This is a genomic window from Streptomyces uncialis, from assembly GCF_001905345.1.
GTDB lineage: Bacteria > Actinomycetota > Actinomycetes > Streptomycetales > Streptomycetaceae > Streptomyces > Streptomyces uncialis.
In genome coordinates this window covers 1-20,019 of sequence record NZ_LFBV01000008.1, presented here as the reverse complement: position 1 = coordinate 20,019, position 20,019 = coordinate 1, and the positions used below count along the sequence as shown (strand labels likewise).

The 20,019-nt window shown below is 73.3% G+C and carries 14 protein-coding genes; 12 read left to right on the top strand and 2 right to left on the bottom strand.

The features are described from left to right. The first annotated feature begins 492 nt into the window (after window positions 1-492). The 3 genes from AB852_RS26560 to AB852_RS26550 all read left to right on the top strand — a co-directional run bounded on the left by AB852_RS26560 (window position 493) and on the right by AB852_RS26550 (window position 6,549). Window positions 493-783, top strand: a complete 291-nt coding sequence (locus AB852_RS26560) for a WhiB family transcriptional regulator (RefSeq protein ID WP_073792756.1) — start codon at window positions 493-495, stop codon at window positions 781-783. 448 nt (window positions 784-1,231) lie between these two features. Continuing rightward, window positions 1,232-5,068, top strand: a complete 3,837-nt coding sequence (locus AB852_RS26555; protein ID WP_079184951.1) for a glycosyltransferase family 2 protein — start codon at window positions 1,232-1,234, stop codon at window positions 5,066-5,068. Then, window positions 5,065-6,549 (top strand): DUF5719 family protein, encoded by a 1,485-nt coding sequence (locus AB852_RS26550; protein ID WP_073792755.1) that lies wholly within the window; start codon window positions 5,065-5,067, stop codon window positions 6,547-6,549. The genes AB852_RS26555 and AB852_RS26550 overlap by 4 nt, the downstream gene beginning before the upstream one ends. A gap of 125 nt (window positions 6,550-6,674) precedes the next feature. Here the strand turns inward: AB852_RS26550 and AB852_RS26545 are convergent, their stop codons facing one another. Then, the gene (locus AB852_RS26545) at window positions 6,675-7,124 is read right to left on the bottom strand and encodes a metallopeptidase family protein (RefSeq protein ID WP_073792754.1); all 450 of its coding nucleotides are present in this window, start codon (window positions 7,122-7,124) and stop codon (window positions 6,675-6,677) included. A 375-nt stretch (window positions 7,125-7,499) separates the two neighbouring features. Here AB852_RS26545 and AB852_RS26540 point away from each other — a divergent pair, with 375 nt between their 5' ends. From AB852_RS26540 to AB852_RS26505, 8 genes are all read left to right on the top strand, one after another. Next, complete coding sequence (locus tag AB852_RS26540; protein WP_073792753.1) at window positions 7,500-7,931, top strand: DUF3499 domain-containing protein; 432 nt, start codon at window positions 7,500-7,502, stop codon at window positions 7,929-7,931. A gap of 704 nt (window positions 7,932-8,635) precedes the next feature. Further along, a complete protein-coding gene (locus AB852_RS26535) occupies window positions 8,636-10,006 on the top strand; it encodes a phosphomannomutase/phosphoglucomutase (protein WP_073792752.1) in 1,371 nt (456 codons plus the stop codon). Between the two features lie 319 nt (window positions 10,007-10,325). Continuing rightward, window positions 10,326-10,496: a Trm112 family protein gene (locus tag AB852_RS26530; RefSeq protein WP_073792751.1), complete on the top strand. Its 171-nt coding sequence runs from the start codon at window positions 10,326-10,328 to the stop codon at window positions 10,494-10,496. A gap of 604 nt (window positions 10,497-11,100) precedes the next feature. Beyond that, entirely contained in the window at window positions 11,101-12,243 is a 1,143-nt protein-coding gene (locus tag AB852_RS26525; RefSeq protein WP_073792750.1) for an SIS domain-containing protein, read from the top strand. A gap of 118 nt (window positions 12,244-12,361) precedes the next feature. Further along, complete coding sequence (gene manA, locus AB852_RS26520) at window positions 12,362-13,606, top strand: mannose-6-phosphate isomerase, class I (RefSeq protein ID WP_073792749.1); 1,245 nt, start codon at window positions 12,362-12,364, stop codon at window positions 13,604-13,606. Between the two features lie 252 nt (window positions 13,607-13,858). Next, the gene (locus AB852_RS26515) at window positions 13,859-14,839 is read left to right on the top strand and encodes a cation diffusion facilitator family transporter (RefSeq protein ID WP_073792748.1); all 981 of its coding nucleotides are present in this window, start codon (window positions 13,859-13,861) and stop codon (window positions 14,837-14,839) included. 273 nt (window positions 14,840-15,112) lie between these two features. Beyond that, a complete protein-coding gene (ahcY, locus tag AB852_RS26510) occupies window positions 15,113-16,570 on the top strand; it encodes an adenosylhomocysteinase (RefSeq protein ID WP_073792747.1) in 1,458 nt (485 codons plus the stop codon). 187 nt (window positions 16,571-16,757) lie between these two features. Continuing rightward, complete coding sequence (locus AB852_RS26505; protein ID WP_073792746.1) at window positions 16,758-17,372, top strand: hypothetical protein; 615 nt, start codon at window positions 16,758-16,760, stop codon at window positions 17,370-17,372. 84 nt (window positions 17,373-17,456) lie between these two features. Here AB852_RS26505 and AB852_RS26500 read toward each other — a convergent pair whose 3' ends face one another. Beyond that, window positions 17,457-18,554, bottom strand: coding sequence for an RDD family protein (locus AB852_RS26500; RefSeq protein ID WP_073793064.1), 1,098 nt, complete (start codon window positions 18,552-18,554; stop codon window positions 17,457-17,459). A 103-nt stretch (window positions 18,555-18,657) separates the two neighbouring features. Between AB852_RS26500 and AB852_RS26495 the strand changes: the two genes are divergently transcribed. Next, entirely contained in the window at window positions 18,658-19,665 is a 1,008-nt protein-coding gene (locus AB852_RS26495; RefSeq protein WP_073792745.1) for a stage II sporulation protein M, read from the top strand. Window positions 19,666-20,019: the final 354 nt, after the last annotated feature.

The window sequence follows — 20,019 nt, the reverse complement described above, 5'->3', positions numbered from 1 at the left end:
GGGCGGGTCACGGAAAGCGCCAAGTTCGCGAGCATGCCCACCAGGCAACCGGCTCACACCTCGGATGTCAACCGCGCCCCCCTCCCGTGGCGGGGTTTCACCTGTTCCGGTCGCTCACCACGTCGGAAGGTTTGTCCACAGCCCCCACGGGATACACGCGGCAACACGGGGTCTGTCCAACGACGTGACGGTCCCGTGATCCGAATGTGATCAGTTTCGCTTCCTCCTTGTCACCGGAACGACACCAATCCGTCGTCCGTCTTTCCCTCATGAGGGACATGGCCCCGAACGGGCGGTTGACGGGTGTCATGGTTTATGCCGATTTGAACACTTACCGTATACCCTTGGTTCCGCAGAGTGAATAAGGGACCCAATAGCAGATCCCGGCTTGACTCGCTCGGATCGGCACACTTGTAATTTCACTCGTGTCGTTTCGACCCGGATAGGTAACGACCACATCACGGGGACGCAAAAACAGACGAGGGGCGCTACATGACCGAGCTGTTCCAGCACCTGCTGGTCGAGGCAGTAGCCGTTGAGGCCGTCGAGGGCGTGGACGAAGAGGAACTCGGCTGGCAGGAGCGCGCGCTGTGCGCCCAGACCGATCCCGAGTCGTTCTTCCCCGAGAAGGGCGGCTCCACACGCGAGGCCAAGAAGGTCTGTCTCGCCTGCGAGGTCCGTTCCGAGTGCCTGGAGTACGCGCTCGCCAACGACGAGCGCTTCGGCATCTGGGGCGGTCTGTCCGAACGCGAGCGCCGCCGCCTCAAGAAGGCGGCGGTCTGACCCGCCACCGGCACCCGCCCGCCACGGCGAGCACCACGCACCACCTTCACCAGCGCACCACTTCACCAGCGCACCACCGGTCATACCGGTAACACCGCACCACCGGGACGCCGGCACCACGGTGCCACCACGCCCGACCGGCCCACCCGGCGAACCACCCCGGCCCGCACCCGGGCGCCCGGAGCCGCCCCGCACGGCCCCCGCCGAGGTCCACGCGGACCCCGGCCGCACCCACAACAGAACAGCCCCACCGCACCCGAGGACGGACGGACACCCTCAGGGGCGAACCCCGTAGCCCGAAGGCCAGGGTTGTCCACAGGCGGCAACCGGCCAGGCGCCCAGCGGTTAGTGTGGTCGCTCGTCCAAGACACCCCACACAGCGCCGAGGCCCAGCGCCCGGGCGATGTGCGTTGTCCACCACGTCCAGCGAACCGGGGCCCGTACCTCGATGTCCGTGCACAGCCATCCGACAGGCCACTACGCCACCACGGCCGCCGCGCACTTCACCGCGCCCGGCGGCACCCCGGCGGCCCACCCGGCGCTGTCAGACCCGACCAGCGCTCCCGAGCACCCGAGGCACATCGTCACCGCGGTCGTCGTCGCCCACGACGGCGCCCGCTGGCTGCCCGACGCCCTCGCCGGACTCCTCGGCCAGGAACGCCCCGTGCAGAACGCCGTCGCCGCCGACACCGGCAGCGCCGACGACTCCGCGCGACTGGTCACCGAAGCCCTCGGCGCCTCCCGCGTCCTGCATCTGGCCCGCCGCACCGGCTTCGGCCAGGCCGTCGACGAAGCCGTCCGCACCGCGCCCGTCCTCACCACGGACGACCTGCCGTACCTCAAGCGCCCCAGCGGCTGGGACCCCGTCAGCCGCACCTGGCGCGACGACGCGTACGACATGCCGGAACTCCCGCACGGCGAGCCCGAACAGTGGCTGTGGCTCCTCCACGACGACTGCGCACCCGAGCCGGACGCCCTCGCCCACCTCCTGCGCGTCGTCGAGAACGAACGCGAACTAGGACACGACGTGGCCGTCGTCGGCCCCAAGCTGCGCGGCTGGTACGACCGCCGCCAGCTCCTGGAGGTCGGCGTCTCCATCGCCAACAGCGGCCGCCGCTGGACCGGCCTGGACCGCCGCGAGCAGGACCAGGGGCAGCACGACCACGTACGCCCCGTGCTCTCCGTCTCCACCGCCGGCATGCTCATCCGCCGCGACGTCTACGAACAGCTCGGCGGCTTCGACCGCCGACTGCCCCTGATGCGCGACGACGTCGACCTCTGCTGGCGCGCCCACAACGCGGGCCACCGCGTCCTGGTCGCCCCCGAGGCCGTCGTCCGGCACGCCGAGGCCGCCTCCCGCGAACGCCGCGCCGTCGACTGCGTCGGCCGTACCGCCACCCCGCCCCACAAGGTCGACAAGGCGGGCGCCGCCTACACCCTCCTCGTCAACTCACGCGGCGCCGCCCTGCCCTGGGTCCTCGTCAGGCTCGTCGTCGGCTCCGTCCTGCGGACCCTCGCCTACCTCGTCGGCAAGGTCCCCGGACAGGCCCTCAACGAGATCACCGGACTCGCCGCGACCCTGCTGCGCCCCGGCCGCGTCCTCGCCGCCCGCCGCACCCGCGGCCGGCCGAAGCCCGACAAGAACGAACTGCGTCCCCTGTTCCCGCCGCCCGGCGCGACCGTCCGCGCCACCGTCGAACAGGTCACCAGCAGCTTCGCCGGCTCCGACGAGGCCGACACCGGCGGCCGGCACGGCGCCGTCGAGACCGGCCCCGGCGACGACGACGCCGAGTTCCTGGAGGTCGAGCAGTTCGCCCGCCTCAAGCGCGTCGGCCGCAAACCCGGCCCCGTCCTCTTCGCGGTCCTGCTGCTGTTCGCCCTCGTCGCCTGCCGCGCCCTGCTCGGCCCCGGCGCCCTCGCGGGCGGCGCGCTGCTGCCCGCGCCCGCCGAGGCGTCCGACCTGTGGGCCCGCTTCACCGACGCCTGGCACCCCGTCAGCACCGGCGGCACCCAGTCCGCCCCGCCCTACCTCGCGCTCGTCGCCATGCTCGCGAGCCTGCTGTTCGGCTCCACCGGACCGGCCGTCACCGTCCTCCTCGTGGGCTCGGTGCCCCTCGCCGGTGTCGCCGCCTACTTCGCGTCCCGGCCGCTCGTCATGTCACGCCTGCTGCGCGCGTGGGGCGCCATCGCCTACGCGTTCCTGCCCGCCGTCACCGGCGCCGTCGCGGGCGGCCGGATCGGCACCGCCGTCCTCGCCGTCCTGCTGCCCCTGATGGCGCGTGCCGCGGTCTCCGCGAGCGGACTCGCCCTCCCGGGCACCTCCACCGCGCGCGGCAGCTGGCGCGCCACCTGGACCCTCGCACTGCTGCTGACCGTCACCACCGCCTTCACCCCGGTCGTCTGGCCCCTCGCCCTGCTCCTGGGCGTCGTCCTGCTCGCCGTCCGCCGCCGCGACCTCGTCGCGTACGGACCGCGCGTCCTGGCCGCCCTCGGCACCCCGGTGCTGGTCCTCGCGCCCTGGTCCCTGACGCTGTTCTCCGACGCGCCCGACGCCTTCTTCCAGGAAGCCGGACTCGACCACCGCGGCGGCCCCGCCGCCACCGCCCTCGACCTGCTCGGCGCCTCCCCGGGCGGCCCCGGCACCGTCGGCGGACTGCTGCTCGGCGGCATCGTCCTCGCCGCGCTGGCCGCCCTGCTGCGCACCGAACGCCGGGTCGCCGTACTCACCGCCTGGACGGCCTCGCTGGCCGCCCTCACCCTCGCCGCGCTCTCCAACGGCTCCGCGTGGGCCGGACCCGCGACCCTCGTCCACGGCATCGCCCTCCTCGCCGCGGCCCTCCTCGGCGCCGACGGCGCCCGGCACCGCGTCGCCGAACAGAGCTTCGGCTGGCGCCAGCCGGTCGCCGCCCTCATCGCCCTCGCCGCCGCCGCGGGCACCGTCCTGTCCGCCGCCGGCTGGATGATCCGCGGCGCCGACGACCCCCTCGCCCGCCGTGACGCCGTCCAGGTCCCCGCGTTCGTCGCCGAGGAGAGCGGCACCCAGGACCAGGCACGCACCCTCGTCCTCGACGGCGAGTCACCCGCGCGCGTGGCCTACACCCTGGTCCGCGGCTCCGGTGTCCGCCTCGGTGACGCCGACGTGGCCGCCGACGGCCCCGCGGGCCCCCGGCTCGACGAGGTCGTCGCGAACCTCGTCGCCGGATCGGGCGCCGACCAGGCCGACGAACTCGGCGGCTTCGCCGTCCGCTACGTCCTCGTCCAGGACGGCACCCCACGCGCGATGAGCCGCGTCCTCGACACCACCCCCGGGCTCACCAGGCTCAGCCAGCAGGACGGCAGCGCCCTGTGGCGCGTCGACCGGCAGGTCGCCCGCGCGGTGATCGTCCCCAGGAGCGGCGACCCCCAGCCGGTCGCCGCCGGACCCGTCGACGTGCGTGCCACGATCCCCGCCGGACCCGAAGGCCGCGTCCTGCGCCTCGCCGACACCGCCGACCCCGGCTGGACCGCCACCCTGGACGGCAAGCCCCTCACCCGCACCACCGTCGACGGCTGGGCCCAGGGCTTCACCCTGCCCGCCACCGGCGGACGCCTCGCCGTCACCTACGAACCCCCGACCACGCACACCGTGTGGAAGTGGACCCAGGGCGCCCTCGCCGTCGTCCTCGTCGTCCTCGCCCTGCCCGGCCGCCGCCGCACCGTCGACGACGACCTGCCCGACGAGGCACAGCCCCCGGCGCCCACCGAGCCGCAGCCCACCGAGGGCCGCCGCGCCCGCCGTCTGCGCGCCCGGCCCGCCGACGGCTCCACCGGCGGCCCCGACGGCACCCCCGGCCCGGACACCCCCGGACACCCGGCCCCCGCGCCCCCGGCCGCCCCCGTCCCCCCGCAGCCCGACCATGGCGGCTGGGACACCCCGGCCACCACCACCGACCCCTACGCCCAGCAGGACCCGGCCGCCTACCCGCACGCCGCCGTCCCCGGCCGGCACACCCCCCAGGACCCCTACCAGGGCGCCTACCCGGACGGCGGCCACGAGCAGTACCAGCAGGACCCCTACCAGGGCACCGCACAGGACGGCGGCTACGCCCCGTACCCGCCCGCCGCGCCCCCCTACGGCGACCCCGGCCACGGCACCCCCCAGGAGCCGCACGGCACCCCGTACCAGGACCCCGGCGGGTACGACGGCGGCCATGCCCCCTACGACCCCGCGTACGGACAGCGGCAGCCCGAGCGGGGCCGGACACACGGCACCGACAGCGAGCACCCCGACGGGAGCCAGCAGTGAACCGCCCCACCCTGTCCCTGATCGCCGTGACGGCCGCGCTCGCCGCCGTCACCGGCCTCGCCATGGTGTCCGCGCCCGACGAGCCGGACGCGGGCCGGGAGACGGCCGCCACCCGCCTGCCCGTGGAACGCTCCAGCGCGCTGTGCCCCGCCCCCAGCAACTCGGAACTCGCCGACACCACCTACACCTCGTACACCCCGCGCTCGACCGGTACGCCCGGCTCCGGCTCGGCACGACTGAGTCCCGCCGCGAAGGAGTCCACCGGCTCCGGCAAGGCCGAACCGGTGGACGCGAAGCCCGTCCTCACGCCCAAGAAGCCCGGCACCCCCGTCACCGGCGAGGACTCCGGGGCCGGCACCCCCGCCTGGATCGGCGCCGCCCGGGGCGACCTCGCCCCCGGCTGGACACTCCAGCAGACCACCACCGTCGCCGCGGGCTCCGGACGCGGCGTCCTCGGGGTGCTCTGCTCCGGCCCCGACACCGACTTCTGGCTGCCCGGCGCCAGCACCGCGAAGAACCGCACCGACTACATCCACCTGACCAACCCGGACGACTCCGCGGCCGTCGTCGACATCGAGCTGTACGGCGAGGACGGCGCCCTGGAGTCGTCCCTCGGCGAGGACATCCAGGTACAGCCGCGCGCGAGCGTGCCCGTGCTGCTGTCCACCCTCACCGACCGGCCGCAGCCCGATCTGACGGCCCATGTGACGGTCCGCAGCGGACGCGTCGCCGCCGCGCTCCAGGCCACCGACACCGCCCGCGGCGCCGACTGGCTGCCGCCCGCCGCCGACCCCGCCGCCTCCCTGGTCCTCCCCGGCATCCCCAAGGACGTCACCGAGGCCCGCCTCATCGCCTTCGCCCCCGGCGACGACGCCGACCTCTCGGTCCGGCTCGCCTCCCCGACCGGCCCCATCACCCCCGTCGGCAACGAGACCCTCCACGTCAAGGCCGGGATGACGGCCGCCGTCGACCTCGGGGACATCACCAAGGGCGAGGCGGGGTCCCTGCTGCTCACCCCCACCCGCGGCTCTTCGCCGGTCGTCGCCGCCCTCCAGGTCGTCCGCGGCAAGGGCGCCGACCGGGAGACCGCGTACATCCCCGCGACCCCCGCGATCGGCGACCGCGCGACGGTCCCCGACAACCGCGCCGAGGGCACCTCGCTGTCCCTCGTCGCACCCGGCGCCTCCGCGAAGGTCAGGGTCACCGCGTCGGCGGGCAGCGAGGGCGGCACACCGGCCACCAAGACGTACACCGTCAGGAAGGGCGCCACCCTCCTCGTCGAACCGCCCGCGCCCAAGGGACTCAAGGGCTCCTACGCGCTCACCGTCGAGACGCTCTCCGGGGGCCCGGTGCACGCCGCGCGCACCCTGGAGATCCCCGACGACGGCATCCCCATGTTCACCGTCCAGACCTTCTCCGACGACCGGGGCACGGTCTCCGTCCCGAAGACCGAGGAAGACCTGTCGGTCCTCCAGGAGTGAGCGCACACGGAGTGAGGGCACACGGAGTGACGGCCCCCGCCCGGTGACCGGCCCACCGGGCGGTCGGCCACCGGTCCGCCGGGGCCGGACGGTCGAGGTCGGTCGGGGTGGGTCCGCCGAGCCGGTCAGTCGTCGTCGTAGTGCGGGTCGACGGCCTCCGGCGTGAGCCCGAGCAGCTCCGCGACCTGCTCCACCACGACCTCGTGCACCAGCGCCGCCCGCTCGTCGCGCCCCTTGCTGCGGATCTCCACCGGCCGCCGGTAGATCACCACCCGCGCGCGGCGCCCCTCCTTCGCCGTGACCACACCGCCCAGCGGTACGGGCTCCTCGTCCGCCGCGCCGTCCGGGGGGTCCAGCCGGGGCACCTCCAGGACCAGGAAGTCGATGTCGGACAGCTGCGGCCAGCGCCGCTCCAGCCGCTCCACCGAGTCCTGCACGAGATCCGTGAACAGTTCCGCCCGGCTGGCCGCCAGCGGCACCTGCGGTGGGGCCACCGGACCGCGCATGCCCCTGCCGTGGCGGTCGCGGCGGCGCGGGCCGCGGGGCGCTGGCGTGGGGGGCACGGGGTTGTCCATCACCGAGGAAGCGTAGTCCCCCGGCGCCCTCCGGGGCCTCCGTCACCGCCGGTGTCCGGACCGGCCCCGTCCACGGGCACCCGCCGCCCGCCTGTCACCGCCCGCGTACCGCCCTCGTACCGCCCGCGCGGAGGCTTGCGCGCACAGGTGTACGCCATGTCACTTGTTGACCATTCCAGCCAAGATTCTGATCAATGATGATCATGTCGCGAGCCGTCGATCATGTGGCACAACAGGGAAATTCCCCCCAGAGGTGGCCGCTCCCGACCCCTCGTGACCTTCCGACCAGGGGGCGGCCAGGGGGACATCCCAGGTCGGGGGGCCAATACCGGAAAGCCGGGGCGTCAGGTTCACGCCACGACACGGTGGAGTGACGTGCGGAGGCGTCGTCGCGGCCCGCTCAAGAGTGCGGTACCGTCCAACATCGTGAGCCCTGTACGTCGCTGTTCGCGCACCGCTTGCGGCCGTCCCGCCGTCGCGACGCTGACGTACGTCTACGCCGACTCGACCGCGGTCCTCGGCCCGCTCGCCACCTACGCCGAACCCCACTGTTACGACTTGTGCGCCGAGCACTCCGAGCGGCTCACGGCGCCCCGTGGGTGGGAGGTCGTCCGCCTCGCGGAGGCCAGTGGGCCGGCGCGGCCCAGTGGGGACGATCTCGAAGCGCTCGCCAATGCCGTGCGGGAGGCGGCGCGGCCGCAGGAGCGGGCGGCGGAGGCGGGGGGCACCGGTTCCCGTACCCCCGGCTACCCCGTGGAGTCGGGCCGCCGCGGCCACCTGCGGGTCCTCCGCTCCCCGGACAACTGACACTTCTCCGTCGCGCGGCGCCTGGGTTCCTTGTGCTGGGCGTACTTCGTTCCTGTGCCGTCGCTCGGTGGTTTCGCGCAGTTCCCCGCGCCCCTTTGGGGCGCGTTCTGTCTGTTCTTCGGGTCGGTGCCGGTCGGGATTCTCCGTCCTCGGTCCGACACGCTCGGTAAGACGTACGTGTGGTCCTACTGAAGAGCATCGGAGTCTGCGGGCAGAGATTCCCGCCCACCCCCTCCCGCAGCCGTGCGACTGCGGGAGGAGGATGGTTCAACCCCGCCCCGGGCCGACGCCGGCCCGCAGCCTGACCCCACCCGCAGCCCGAGAACAGCCTCAGCCGGGCGCCCCCGAAGGGGCGCGGGGAACTGCGCACCCACCGAGCGACGGCCCAGGAACAAGTACGCCCAGCCGGACAGACCCAGGGGCGCGAGGAACTGCGCACCACACGAGCGACGGCGCGGGAACAAGTACGTCCAGCACAGGAAACCTCGGAGGCGCAAGCGAAGGCGACCTGCGGGGAACTGCGCACCCACGAACGACCCGCACGGGAACAAGTACGTCCAGCGCAGGGGACCTCGGGCGCGCCAGCGAGGGCGAGGGGCGACCGGGAAGGGACCGAAAACCCGGTGGCGCAAGCGAAGGCGCCTGGTGGGGGAATCGAAGACGGGTACTTTGGGGGCCCAAGAAGACCTCCAGGAGGGTTGGCCGTGGCTGTAGATCTGTCGCAGATCGTGAAGGCGTACGACGTCCGCGGGGTGGTCCCCGACCAGTGGGACGAATCGCTCGCCGAACTGTTCGGCGCGGCCTTCGCAGAGGTGACCGGCGCCGAGGCGATCGTGACCGGGCACGACATGCGGCCCTCGTCCCCGGGCCTGTCCCGCGCCTTCGCCCGCGGCGCCGCGGCCCGCGGCGTGAACGTCACCGAGATCGGCCTCTGCTCCACCGACCAGCTCTACTACGCGTCAGGCGACTTCGACCTGCCCGGCGCGATGTTCACCGCGTCGCACAACCCGGCCCAGTACAACGGCATCAAGATGTGCCGCGCCGGAGCCGCCCCGGTCGGCCAGGACACCGGCCTGGCCGACATCCGCGCCCTCGTCGAGCGCTGGTCGGCGGCCGGGGGCAGCGTCCCCGAGCCCGCCGGGACCGCGGGAACCATCACTCAGCGTGACACGTTGAACGACTATGCGGCGTACCTGCGTTCCCTGGTCGACCTCGCCACGATCCGCCCCCTCAAGGTCGTGGTCGACGCGGGCAACGGCATGGGCGGTCACACCGTGCCCACCGTTTTCGAGGGCCTGCCCCTCGACCTGGTGCCGATGTACTTCGAGCTGGACGGCACCTTCCCCAACCACGAGGCCAACCCCCTCGACCCGAAGAACATCGTGGATCTCCAGGCCCGCGTCCGCGAGGAGCGCGCCGATCTGGGCATCGCCTTCGACGGTGACGCCGACCGCTGTTTCGTCGTCGACGAGAACGGCGACCCGGTCTCCCCGTCCGCGATCACCGCGCTGGTCGCCTCCCGCGAGCTGGCCAAGCACGGCGGCAAGGGCGTCGTCATCCACAACCTGATCACCTCGTGGTCCGTCCCCGAGGTCGTCCGGGAGAACGGCGGCACCCCCGTCCGTACCCGCGTCGGCCACTCGTTCATCAAGCAGGAGATGGCCACCACCGGGGCGATCTTCGGCGGCGAGCACTCCGCGCACTACTACTTCCGTGACTTCTGGAACGCCGACACGGGCATGCTCGCCGCGCTCCATGTCCTCGCCGCCCTCGGCGGGCAGGACGGCACGCTGTCCGCGCTGGTCGCCCAGTACGACCGCTACGCGGGCTCCGGCGAGATCAACTCCACCGTGGACGACCAGACCGCCCGGCTCGCCGCCGTGAAGTCGGCGTACCAGGGCCGCGAGGGCGTCACCATCGACGAACTCGACGGCCTGACGGTCAGCGCCGCCGACTGGTGGTTCAACGTCCGTCCCTCCAACACCGAACCCCTGCTCCGGCTCAACGCAGAGGCCCGCGAGCAGCCCACGATGGCCAAGGTCCGCGACGAGGTCCTGGAGATCATCCGCGGCTGAGCCGACGAACGCGGGCCCCCGCACCGGACGTACGGCACCGGGTGCCCCGCTCACCTCGCCCCACCCCGCCGGGTACCGGAAGGCCACCACTTCCGGTACCCGGCGGTCCCTGTTCCGCAGCGCGGTACCCGCCGCACCCGCGGTCCGCCCGTCGCCGCCGATCCCGCCCGGCCGAGGGCAAGGGCGAGGACACCGCGCGGGTATCGGGAAACCGCCGCGATCGGGACCCCGCGCGTCCCGCGACGGCCGGGGCACAGCGGTACGCTGACCAGGCCGCGGACCCGACCCCCCGCGCCCGCCACCGGAAGGAACCACCGACATGCCGCTCGAAGCCGGTCTCCTGGAGATCCTGGCCTGCCCGGCCTGCCACGCCCCCCTGGAGGAGACGGAGGCGGAGCTGATCTGCACCGGCGGGGACTGCGGCCTGGCCTACCCCGTCCGCGACGGCATCCCCGTACTCCTCGTCGACGAGGCCCGCCGCCCCGCGTAAGGGCACCCGGCGCGGTACCGGACCCGGCCCGCCCGAGGTCCGGCGACGGCAGGTGGCGACGGCACGGCACACCCCGACCGGCGCCGACGGCGACGCCCGTACCACCGGGCGCCTCCCACCTGGGGCCCACTCCGGCGACCGTCCGGCCGCCGACAGGCGATCCCCGGCACCGCACCCCGGCCGCCCGCACGGTCCCGCGCACCCACCGCCCGCCACCGGGACCACCCGCCGCACGGACCCCGGCCCAGCGCCGACCCGTACCGGACCGGCTCCGGACCGGCGCAGGACCTGTACCCACGCCGACCCGTACCGGACCGGCGCAGGACGGCACCCCGCCGACCGCTACCGGACCCGGCCAAGGAACGGCACCACGCCCCCGCCCGGCCCACCGCCACGCCGCCCACCGCACCGCACGCCACGGCACCCGGGCCGCCGCACCCACACCCGGCACCCGACCGTCCCGCACCACCCCAACCCCCAACCCCGCACCCGCACCGCAGCAGCACCCCGCCAGCCCCGCACCCGCACCGCATCCGCCCCTCGGGGCCCCGCCCGTACCACCGCTCAGCGAACACAACCGCACAGCGAATCGGAGGCCGCTCCCATGCTCGACGAATCGCTGCTGGACGAGCCCGAGGCACTCGCCACGGCCGACCGGCGCGGACTGCTCCGGGGCGCCGCCGAGGCCGGTGCCCGCGTCCGCACCGCCGCCCGGCACGCAGCCGAGGCAGGCGTCAGCGCGCTCACCCCGGACGGCCGCCCCCGCGCCGTCCTCATGGCCGGCCCCGGCGCCGCCGCTACCTGCGCCGCCGACATCCTCGGCACCCTCGCGGGCGCCGCGTGCCCCGTCGTCCCGCTCCGGCCCACCGGGGTCGCCCCCGTCGCCGGAGCCCTGCGCTGGACCCTGCCCGGCTGGGCCGGACCCGTCGACCTGCTGCTGATCGCGACCCCGGACGGCACCGAACCCGGACTCGCGCAGCTCGCCGAACAGGCGTACCGGCGGGGCTGCACGGTCGTCGCCGTCGCCCCCGCCCGGACCCCGGTCGCCGAAGCCGTCGGCGCGGCGCACGGGCTGAGCCTGCCGATGGCCACCGCCCCCTACGAACAGGACGAACCCGAAGCGGCGTCCGCGCCCGGCGCCCTGTGGGCCCTGCTCACCCCGCTGCTGCTGCTCCTCGACCGCACCGGACTCATCGACGCGCCCGCCGCCACCCTCGAACTGGTCGCGGACCGCCTCGACCGCACCGCCGAACGCTGCGGCCCCGCCGTCGCCACCTACACCAACGCCGCCAAGACCCTCGCCTCCGAACTCGCGGAGTCCCTGCCGCTGATCTGGACCGAGGGCCCCGCCGCCGGACCCGTCGGCCGCCGCTTCGCCGCCGCCATCGGCGAACTCGCCGGCCGCCCCGCCCTCCCCGCGGAACTCCCCGAGGCCCTGCCCGCGCACGGCGCCCTCCTCGTCGGCGGACTCGCCGCGGGCGCGAACCCCGACGACTTCTTCCGCGACCGCGTCGAGGAGGCCCAGGCCCTGCGCGCCCGGGTCGTCCTGCTGCGCGACCGCCCCACCGGCGGCCTCAGCGCCGCCCCCGCCGCCCGGGAACTCGCCCTCGGCCACGACACCGCCCTCAGCGAACTCGAACCCGACCCCGGTACGGGCGACCCCGGCGGCCCACTGGAGAACCTCGCCGAACTGATCGCCGTCACGGATTTCGCCGCCGTTTACCTGGCGCTCGCTTCGAGGGCCTGACCTTGACCCCGGGGCCCCGCCCCGGGCCCGCCCCGCGCCGCCGCACCATGCCGGCGGTCCGCATGGAACCCGCGCGCGGGGCACCCACCGCCGTACCCGTACGAAGAAGGAGATCGCCATGGACCGCCTCGACAACACCATCCGCCCCTACGCCTGGGGCTCCGTCACCGCCATCCCGCGACTCCTCGGTACGGAACCCACCGGCGAACCACAGGCCGAGATGTGGATGGGCGCCCACCCCGGCGCCCCCTCCCGCACCGCGCGCGGCACCCTCGCCGACGTCATCGACGCCGACCCCCGGGGCACCCTCGGCACCCCCGCCGTGGAGCGGTTCGGATCCCGGCTGCCGTTCCTCCTCAAGATCCTCGCCGCGGGCGCCCCGGTCTCCCTCCAGGTCCACCCCGACCTGCCCCAGGCCCAGCGGGGCCACGCCCGCGAGGACCGGCTCGGCATCCCCCTCGACGCCCCGCACCGCACCTACAAGGACGCCAACCACAAACCCGAGCTGATCTGCGCGCTCACCCCCTTCGAGGGCCTGTGCGGCTTCCGCGAACCCACCGCCACCGCCGATCTGCTGACCCGCCTCGGCGTGGACTCCCTCAAGCCGTACGCCGACATGCTGCGCGCCCACCCGCCCGAGGCCGCCCTGCGCGAGGCCCTCACCGCGTTCCTCACCGCCGACCGCGCCGAGATCGCGGCCACGGTCGCCGAGGCGGCCCAGGCCTGCGACCGCCTCGCCCGCTACGAGGACCCCGCCACCGGCAACCCCACCGGCAGCGCGACCGGCGGCACGTCCGGCACCCCCGCCCCGGGCCCCGCCTCCGCCTACGCCGCCTACGCGTCCCTCGCCCACCACTACCCCGGCGATCCGGGCGTACTGGCCGCGATGCTCCTGCACCACGTACGGCTCCAGCCCGGCGAAGCGCTGTTCCTCGGCGCGGGCGTCCCGCACACCTACCTCCAGGGCCTCGGCGTCGAGATCATGGCCAACTCCGACAACGTCCTGCGCTGCGGCCTCACCCCCAAGCACATCGACGTCCCCGAACTCCTGCGCGTCGTCCGCTTCGAGGCCGCCGACCCCGGCATCCTGCGCCCCGAGGCGTCCCCCGACGGCGAAGAGGTCTACGACACCCCCATCGACGAGTTCCGGCTCTCCCGCCTCGTCCACCCCGAGGGCGCCGTCCCCGCGACCCTCACCGCCGACACCCCGCAGATCGTCATGTGCACCGCCGGCACCGTCACCCTGCACGGCGAAGGACCCGAAGAGACCCTCGCCCCCGGCGCGTCCGTCTTCGTCCCGGCCGGTGAGAAGACCCGGCTGACCGGCGCCGGAACCGTCTTCCGCGCCACCGTGGTGATCTGACCGAGCCCCACGCCACGCGCACGGCACCCCCCGCCACACCGACCCGTACGGCCACGAACGAGTGATCGGCACGACGCGGGGGGTACGCAACCCGCGTCCGTACCCGTACGATCCCGCCTCTGTGCACGACTCCACCGCAACCCGTACCACCCGCAACACCGGCACCGTCACCCTCAGTACACACACGGGTACCGGCACCCGACAGGCGTCGGCCCCAGAGCGCCGCACCAGGCGAAGGGACACCACGTACACATGAGTGCGTCAGGCGGAACCAAGGCGATCGTGGCGGCCCTCGTCGCCAACCTCGCGATCGCGGTCGCGAAATTCGTCGCGTTCCTCTTCAGCGGCTCCTCGTCCATGCTCGCCGAGAGCGTCCACTCCATGGCCGACTCCGGCAACCAGGGCCTGCTCCTCCTCGGCGGACGCAAGGCCAAACGCGAGGCCACCCCGCAACACCCCTTCGGCTACGGCCGCGAGCGCTACATCTACGCCTTCCTCGTCTCCATCGTGCTCTTCTCCGTCGGCGGCATGTTCGCCATCTACGAGGGCTACGAGAAGATCAAGCACCCCCACGCCATCGAGAACTGGTACTGGCCCGTCGGCGTCCTCGTCTTCGCGATCATCGCCGAGACCATCTCCTTCCGCACCGCCATCCAGGAGTCCAACGCCGTCCGCGGCTCCCTCTCCTGGAAGGAGTTCGTCCGCCGCGCCAAGGCCCCCGAACTCCCCGTCGTCCTCCTGGAGGACCTCGGCGCACTCGTCGGCCTCTTCCTCGCCCTCGCGGGCGTCTCCCTCGCCCTCGCCACCGGCGACGGCCTCTGGGACGGCATCGGCACCCTCTGCATCGGCGTCCTGCTGATCCTCATCGCCCTCGTCCTCGCCGCCGAGACCAAATCCCTCCTCCTCGGCGAAGCCGCCGGCACCGACGACATCAAGAAGATCGAGACCGCCCTCGTCGACGGCGTCACCGTCACCCGCCTCATCCACATGCGGACCCTCCACCTCGGCCCCGAGGAACTCCTCGTCGCCGCCAAGATCGGCGTCCAGCACGACAACACCGCCGCCCAGGTCGCCGCCGCCATCGACGCCGCCGAGACCCGCGTACGCGACGCCTGCTCCATCGCCCGCGTCATCTACCTCGAACCCGACGTCTACAGCGACACCGAAGCGGCCAAGGGAGCCGACCCCGAAGCCACCCCCGGCGGCCCCCTCGCCCCACCCGCCGCCCCCTGACACCGAGCCCCGCCCGACCCGCCACCACAACGGCCGGAACCGGACCGTCCGCACCACGCCCCCTGGGGCCCGGCCACCCACCGGTGTTAGATTCGTCAGCAGAGCCAGACGTCGCTGCTGATGGCGGTCGGGCGGCCCGCACGCCGGGCCCACCGAGGGAGAGAGGGCCTCCGACGGACTGCGCTGCGCACCACGACCGGGCATTCCTGTGCCCGCCCGCCACCGCGCAGACCAGCCGACCCCACCTCGACCCATCACGAGGAGCAGCTCCCTATGACCACTGTCGACAACCGACAGGACTTCAAGGTCGCCGATCTCTCCCTCGCCGCCTTCGGGCGCAAGGAGATCACCCTGGCCGAGCACGAGATGCCTGGCCTCATGGCGATCCGCCGCGAATACGCCGAGCGCCGGCCGCTCGCCGGCGCCCGCGTCACCGGCTCCCTGCACATGACCGTGCAGACCGCCGTCCTCATCGAGACCCTCGTCGCCCTCGGCGCCGAGGTCCGCTGGGCCTCCTGCAACATCTTCTCCACCCAGGACCACGCCGCCGCCGCGATCGCCGTCGGCCCCGACGGCACCCCCGAGGACCCGCGCGGCGTCCCCGTCTTCGCCTGGAAGGGCGAGACGCTCCAGGAGTACTGGTGGTGCACCGAGCAGGCCCTGACCTGGCCGAACAGCCCCACCGGCGGCCCCAACATGATCCTCGACGACGGCGGTGACGCCACCGTCCTCGTCCACAAGGGCGTCGAGTACGAGCGCGACGGCAAGGTCCCCGCCCTCGACACCGCCGAGTCCGACGAGCACCGCGTCACCCTCGAACTCCTCACCCGCACCCTCGCCGAGAGCCCCCAGAAGTGGACGCGGCTCGCCTCCGAGATCCGCGGCGTCACCGAGGAGACCACCACCGGCGTCCACCGCCTGTACGAGATGCACCGCGACGGCAGCCTGATGTTCCCGGCGATCAACGTCAACGACGCCGTCACCAAGTCGAAGTTCGACAACAAGTACGGCTGCCGCCACTCCCTGATCGACGGCATCAACCGCGCCACCGACGTCCTCATCGGCGGCAAGACCGTCGTCGTCTGCGGCTACGGCGACGTCGGCAAGGGCTCCGCCGAATCGCTCCGCGGCCAGGGCGCCCGCGTGATCATCACCGAGATCGACCCGATCTGCGCGCTCCAGGCGGCGATGGACGGCTACCAGGTCACGACGCTCGACGACGTCATCGACAAGGCCGACATCTTCATCACCACCACCGGCAACAAGGACATCATCATGGCCGCCGACATGGCCAAGATGAAGCACCAGGCGATCGTCGGCAACATCGGCCACTTCGACAACGAGATCGACATGGCCGGCCTCGCCAAGATCCCCGGCATCGTCAAGGACGAGGTCAAGCCCCAGGTCCACACCTGGAAGTTCCCCGACGGCAAGGTCCTCATCGTGCTCTCCGAGGGCCGCCTGCTGAACCTCGGCAACGCCACCGGACACCCGTCGTTCGTCATGTCCAACTCGTTCGCGGACCAGACCCTGGCCCAGATCGAGCTGTTCACCAAGCCCGACGAGTACCCCACCGACGTCTACACCCTGCCCAAGCACCTGGACGAGAAGGTCGCCCGGCTCCACCTCGACGCACTCGGCGTGAAGCTCACGACCCTGCGCCCCGAGCAGGCCGCCTACATCGGCGTCGACGTCGCCGGCCCCTACAAGCCGGACCACTACCGCTACTGATCCGCCCCCGCGGAACCAGCAGCACACCGGCAGGACCAAGGCAGGCCCCCGCACCCCCGTGCCGGGGGCCTGCCCCTTGCCCACCGGCCCCGACCACCCGGACCGGCACACCCGCCACACGGCCACCGCGCCCCACCGGAACAGCGGCACACCCCGCGACCGGAGATCAGAACGACCGAGGACCCCGATGCCCCGCGGCCACTACTCGCTCCACGACCCGCACGACCACACCCCCCTCGGCGAAGAACACTTCCACTGCGCCCCCGGCCCCTCCGGCTGGCGCTACGTCTCCCAACGCGTCGACCCCACCGGCGACCACTCCGGCTCCGTCGACCTCGCACTCGACGAACTCGGCCGCCCCATCCGCCTCGAACTCAACGCCGCGAGCTGGCAGGTACGCGGCGCCGCCATCGACGGCGTCACCTGGGTACGCACCGACCCCACCGGAACCCACGCCACCGAAGGCAACGTCCCCGCCCACGCCTTCACCGGCACATCCCCCGCCTTCCTGATCGCCACCGCCCGACTGCTGCGCCTCACCCCGGACGCCACCGCCACCCGGGTACGCCTGGTCGCCTTCACCGACCCGGTCCTCGCACCCCGCACCGTCGACCAGTCCTGGGCCCTGGTGAACAGACAAACACACACCACTGACAACGCCCCCCTGACCGTGGACGAGTACCAGGTCACCGCCCTGGACACCGGCGAACAGCACAGCGTCCACCTCAGCGGCGACGTCGTCCTCTCCGCCCCCGGCATCGAGCTGGAGAACCTGGAGACCCCGCCGTCCGTCTTCGACTGACCGGCCGCCCCCTCACGAACCGGACCACGACCACAGGACCACGGGCACGGCACCACGGGCACGGGAGAGATCACCGGTAAGGCATCACGAAGGCGGCGCGAACCCCGTGGCCCGACGCCCCTCGCCCCCCGGCTCCCGCACCGCACCGGAACCGGCGGAACCCCCCGGAGCGGCGGCAGCGCCCGCACCCGGCCCGCCCGGCACCCCGGACGCGGGCCCCGGCCCCCCAGGCGGCACGAACCCCCCGGGCGCCACGAAAGCCCCGGCCCCGCCGGGCACACCGACCGACGGCTCACCGCCGCCGGGATACCCGGCCCCACCGGGACGGCCAGGCCCACCGGGATACGCGGGCCCGCCCGGATACCCGGACCCCGCGTACCCAGGTCCCGGATACCCGGCAACCGCCCCCGCCCCCCACCCGGCGGCCCCGCCGTCCCCGGCGAACGCACGGCGCGCGTCACGCGTCTGCCGCTCGTGCACCACGGCCGCCAGGAACGCGGCCGGCGGCACCCCCGGCGGCACGTCCGCCCCCGTCCGCCCGGCCAGCTCGCCCGCGAGCCGCCGCGCCATCGCCGCCCCGACCTGCGGATCGAGCTGGGACATCCGCGTCAGGTACTGCCGCACCGCCAGCCACAGCTCGTCCGGCACCCCCGACAGATCCAGCCCCGAGAACCGCCCGGCGAGCCACGGAGGCGGCGCGGGAACGAACCCACCGCGCCCACCCGGCACCCGTTCCCGTACGACGAGGGTCCCCCCGAACACATCCCCGAGCCTGCGCCCCCGCTCGGACACCAGCGACGCGATGCTCGCCACCGTCCCGAACGTCAGCAGGATCTCGATCATCCCCATCCCGCCGCGCACCAGCGCGTGCCGGAACCGGATCGGCCCGCCGTCGTCCCGCACCACCCGCAGCCCGCACGCCAGCTTCCCCAGCGAACGCCCGTGGGTCAGGGTCTCGACGGCTATCGGTATCCCCACCAGCACCAGCAGGAACGTCGCCACGGTGATCGCCGCCAGGGCCGCCTCGTCCAGCGAGGCGGTGGCCGCTATCAGGCCCGTCATAACGAGGAAATAGACCGCGAACGCCGCGGCAAGGTCGATCACCACGGCCAGGGCGCGGCTCGGCAGCTTCGCGGGCCGCAGCTCCAGCGCCACCGCCTCGCCCGTCACCAGATCACTCACGATCGTCATCCCTCCTCCGCCCTGGCCTGCCCCGGGCACAGCCAGTCTGCCAAGCTGAAACGCGTCGCCGCAGTACGGACGAGCCCGAGGAGCAGCCGAACCGATGGACCTCGACGTCTTCGTGTCCGCCCACCGGGCGGAATGGGACCGCCTGGACGCCCTGCTCCGCAGACAGCGCCGGCTCAGCGGCGCCGAGGCCGACGAACTCGTCGCCCTCTACCAGCGCACCGCCACCCATCTCTCCCAGATCCGCTCCACCGCCCCCGACCCGCAGCTGATCGGCCGCCTCACCCAGCTCGTGGCCCGCGCGCGCAGTGCCGTCACCGGCACCCGGAGGGCGTCCTGGCGGGACGTGACCCGCTTCCTCACCCACGGATTCCCGGCCGCCGTCTACCGCAGCCGCCACTGGTGGGTCCCCACCGCCGTGCTCTCCACCCTGGTCGCGGTGCTCCTGGGCTGGTGGATCGGCACCCATCCGGAGGTCCAGGCGGGTATCGGCGCCCCGGCGGAACTGCGTGAGCTGACCCGCCCCGGCGGTGAGTACGAGACGTACTACTCCAGCAACCCGGCGGCGTCCTTCGCGGCCCAGGTCTGGACGAACAACGCCCAGGCCGCGGCGCTCTGTCTGATCCTGGGGGCCTTCCTGTGCCTGCCGGTGGTCTGGATCCTCTTCCAGAACATGCTCAACATCGGCGTCGGTATCGGTCTGATGTCCTCGGCCGACCGGCTCGACGTGTTCCTCGGCCTGATCCTTCCGCACGGCCTCCTGGAACTGACCGCGGTGTTCGTCGCGGCCGGCACGGGACTGCGCCTGGGCTGGACGGTCATCGACCCGGGCCCACGCACCCGCCGCGCCGCCCTCGCGGAGGAGGGCCGCGCGGCCCTGGGAATGGCGATCGGACTGGCGCTGGTGCTGTTCGTCTCCGGCGCCATCGAAGGCTTCGTCACCCCGTCCGGCCTGCCCACCTGGGCCCGCGTCACCATCGGTGTCGTCGCCGAGGCGGCCTTCCTCGCATACGTCTGGGTACTCGGCCGCCGGGCCGTCGCGGAAGGCGAGACGGGAGATGTGGACAGCGCCGAACGCAGCGCTTCCGTGCCCCTGGCCGCCTGATGTGCGTCGGCCCCCGTACACCTGCTAGTGTCCTCTTCGCCCCAGGGAAATCCGTTGACACGGACGAGCTGGGGAGGTAGATTTGAACAGTTGCCTACAAACGGGTTCGATCCCGTAGGGTGACGGTGAACATCTATCCGCTTCAGGGAAGTCGCCCAAGGCGATTCCGAAGAAGCCAATCCGATAAATCAGAACTCACCCGGTGGTTCGAACCGCCGGAAGACCTCTGATAAAGTCGGAACCGCCGGAAAGGAAAAGCGCGGAAGCGGTTTTCCCGGAAAGCACCGAGGAAATCGGATACGGAAACGGTCTGATAGAGTCGGGAACACCGAAGGGAAGCGCCCGGAGGAAAGC

Excerpts from the sequence above, each read along its gene's own strand:
- AB852_RS26560 (WP_073792756.1), top strand. The coding sequence starts at position 493 with ATGACCGAGCTGTTCCAGCACCTGCTGGTCGAGGCAGTAGCCGTTGAG.
- AB852_RS26555 (WP_079184951.1), top strand. The coding sequence starts at position 1,232 with ATGTCCGTGCACAGCCATCCGACAGGCCACTACGCCACCACGGCCGCC.
- AB852_RS26545 (WP_073792754.1), bottom strand. The coding sequence starts at position 7,124 with ATGGACAACCCCGTGCCCCCCACGCCAGCGCCCCGCGGCCCGCGCCGC.
- AB852_RS26530 (WP_073792751.1), top strand. The coding sequence starts at position 10,326 with ATGCCGCTCGAAGCCGGTCTCCTGGAGATCCTGGCCTGCCCGGCCTGC.
- AB852_RS26525 (WP_073792750.1), top strand. The coding sequence starts at position 11,101 with ATGCTCGACGAATCGCTGCTGGACGAGCCCGAGGCACTCGCCACGGCC.
- manA (WP_073792749.1), top strand. The coding sequence starts at position 12,362 with ATGGACCGCCTCGACAACACCATCCGCCCCTACGCCTGGGGCTCCGTC.
- AB852_RS26515 (WP_073792748.1), top strand. The coding sequence starts at position 13,859 with ATGAGTGCGTCAGGCGGAACCAAGGCGATCGTGGCGGCCCTCGTCGCC.
- ahcY (WP_073792747.1), top strand. The coding sequence starts at position 15,113 with ATGACCACTGTCGACAACCGACAGGACTTCAAGGTCGCCGATCTCTCC.
- AB852_RS26505 (WP_073792746.1), top strand. The coding sequence starts at position 16,758 with ATGCCCCGCGGCCACTACTCGCTCCACGACCCGCACGACCACACCCCC.
- AB852_RS26495 (WP_073792745.1), top strand. The coding sequence starts at position 18,658 with ATGGACCTCGACGTCTTCGTGTCCGCCCACCGGGCGGAATGGGACCGC.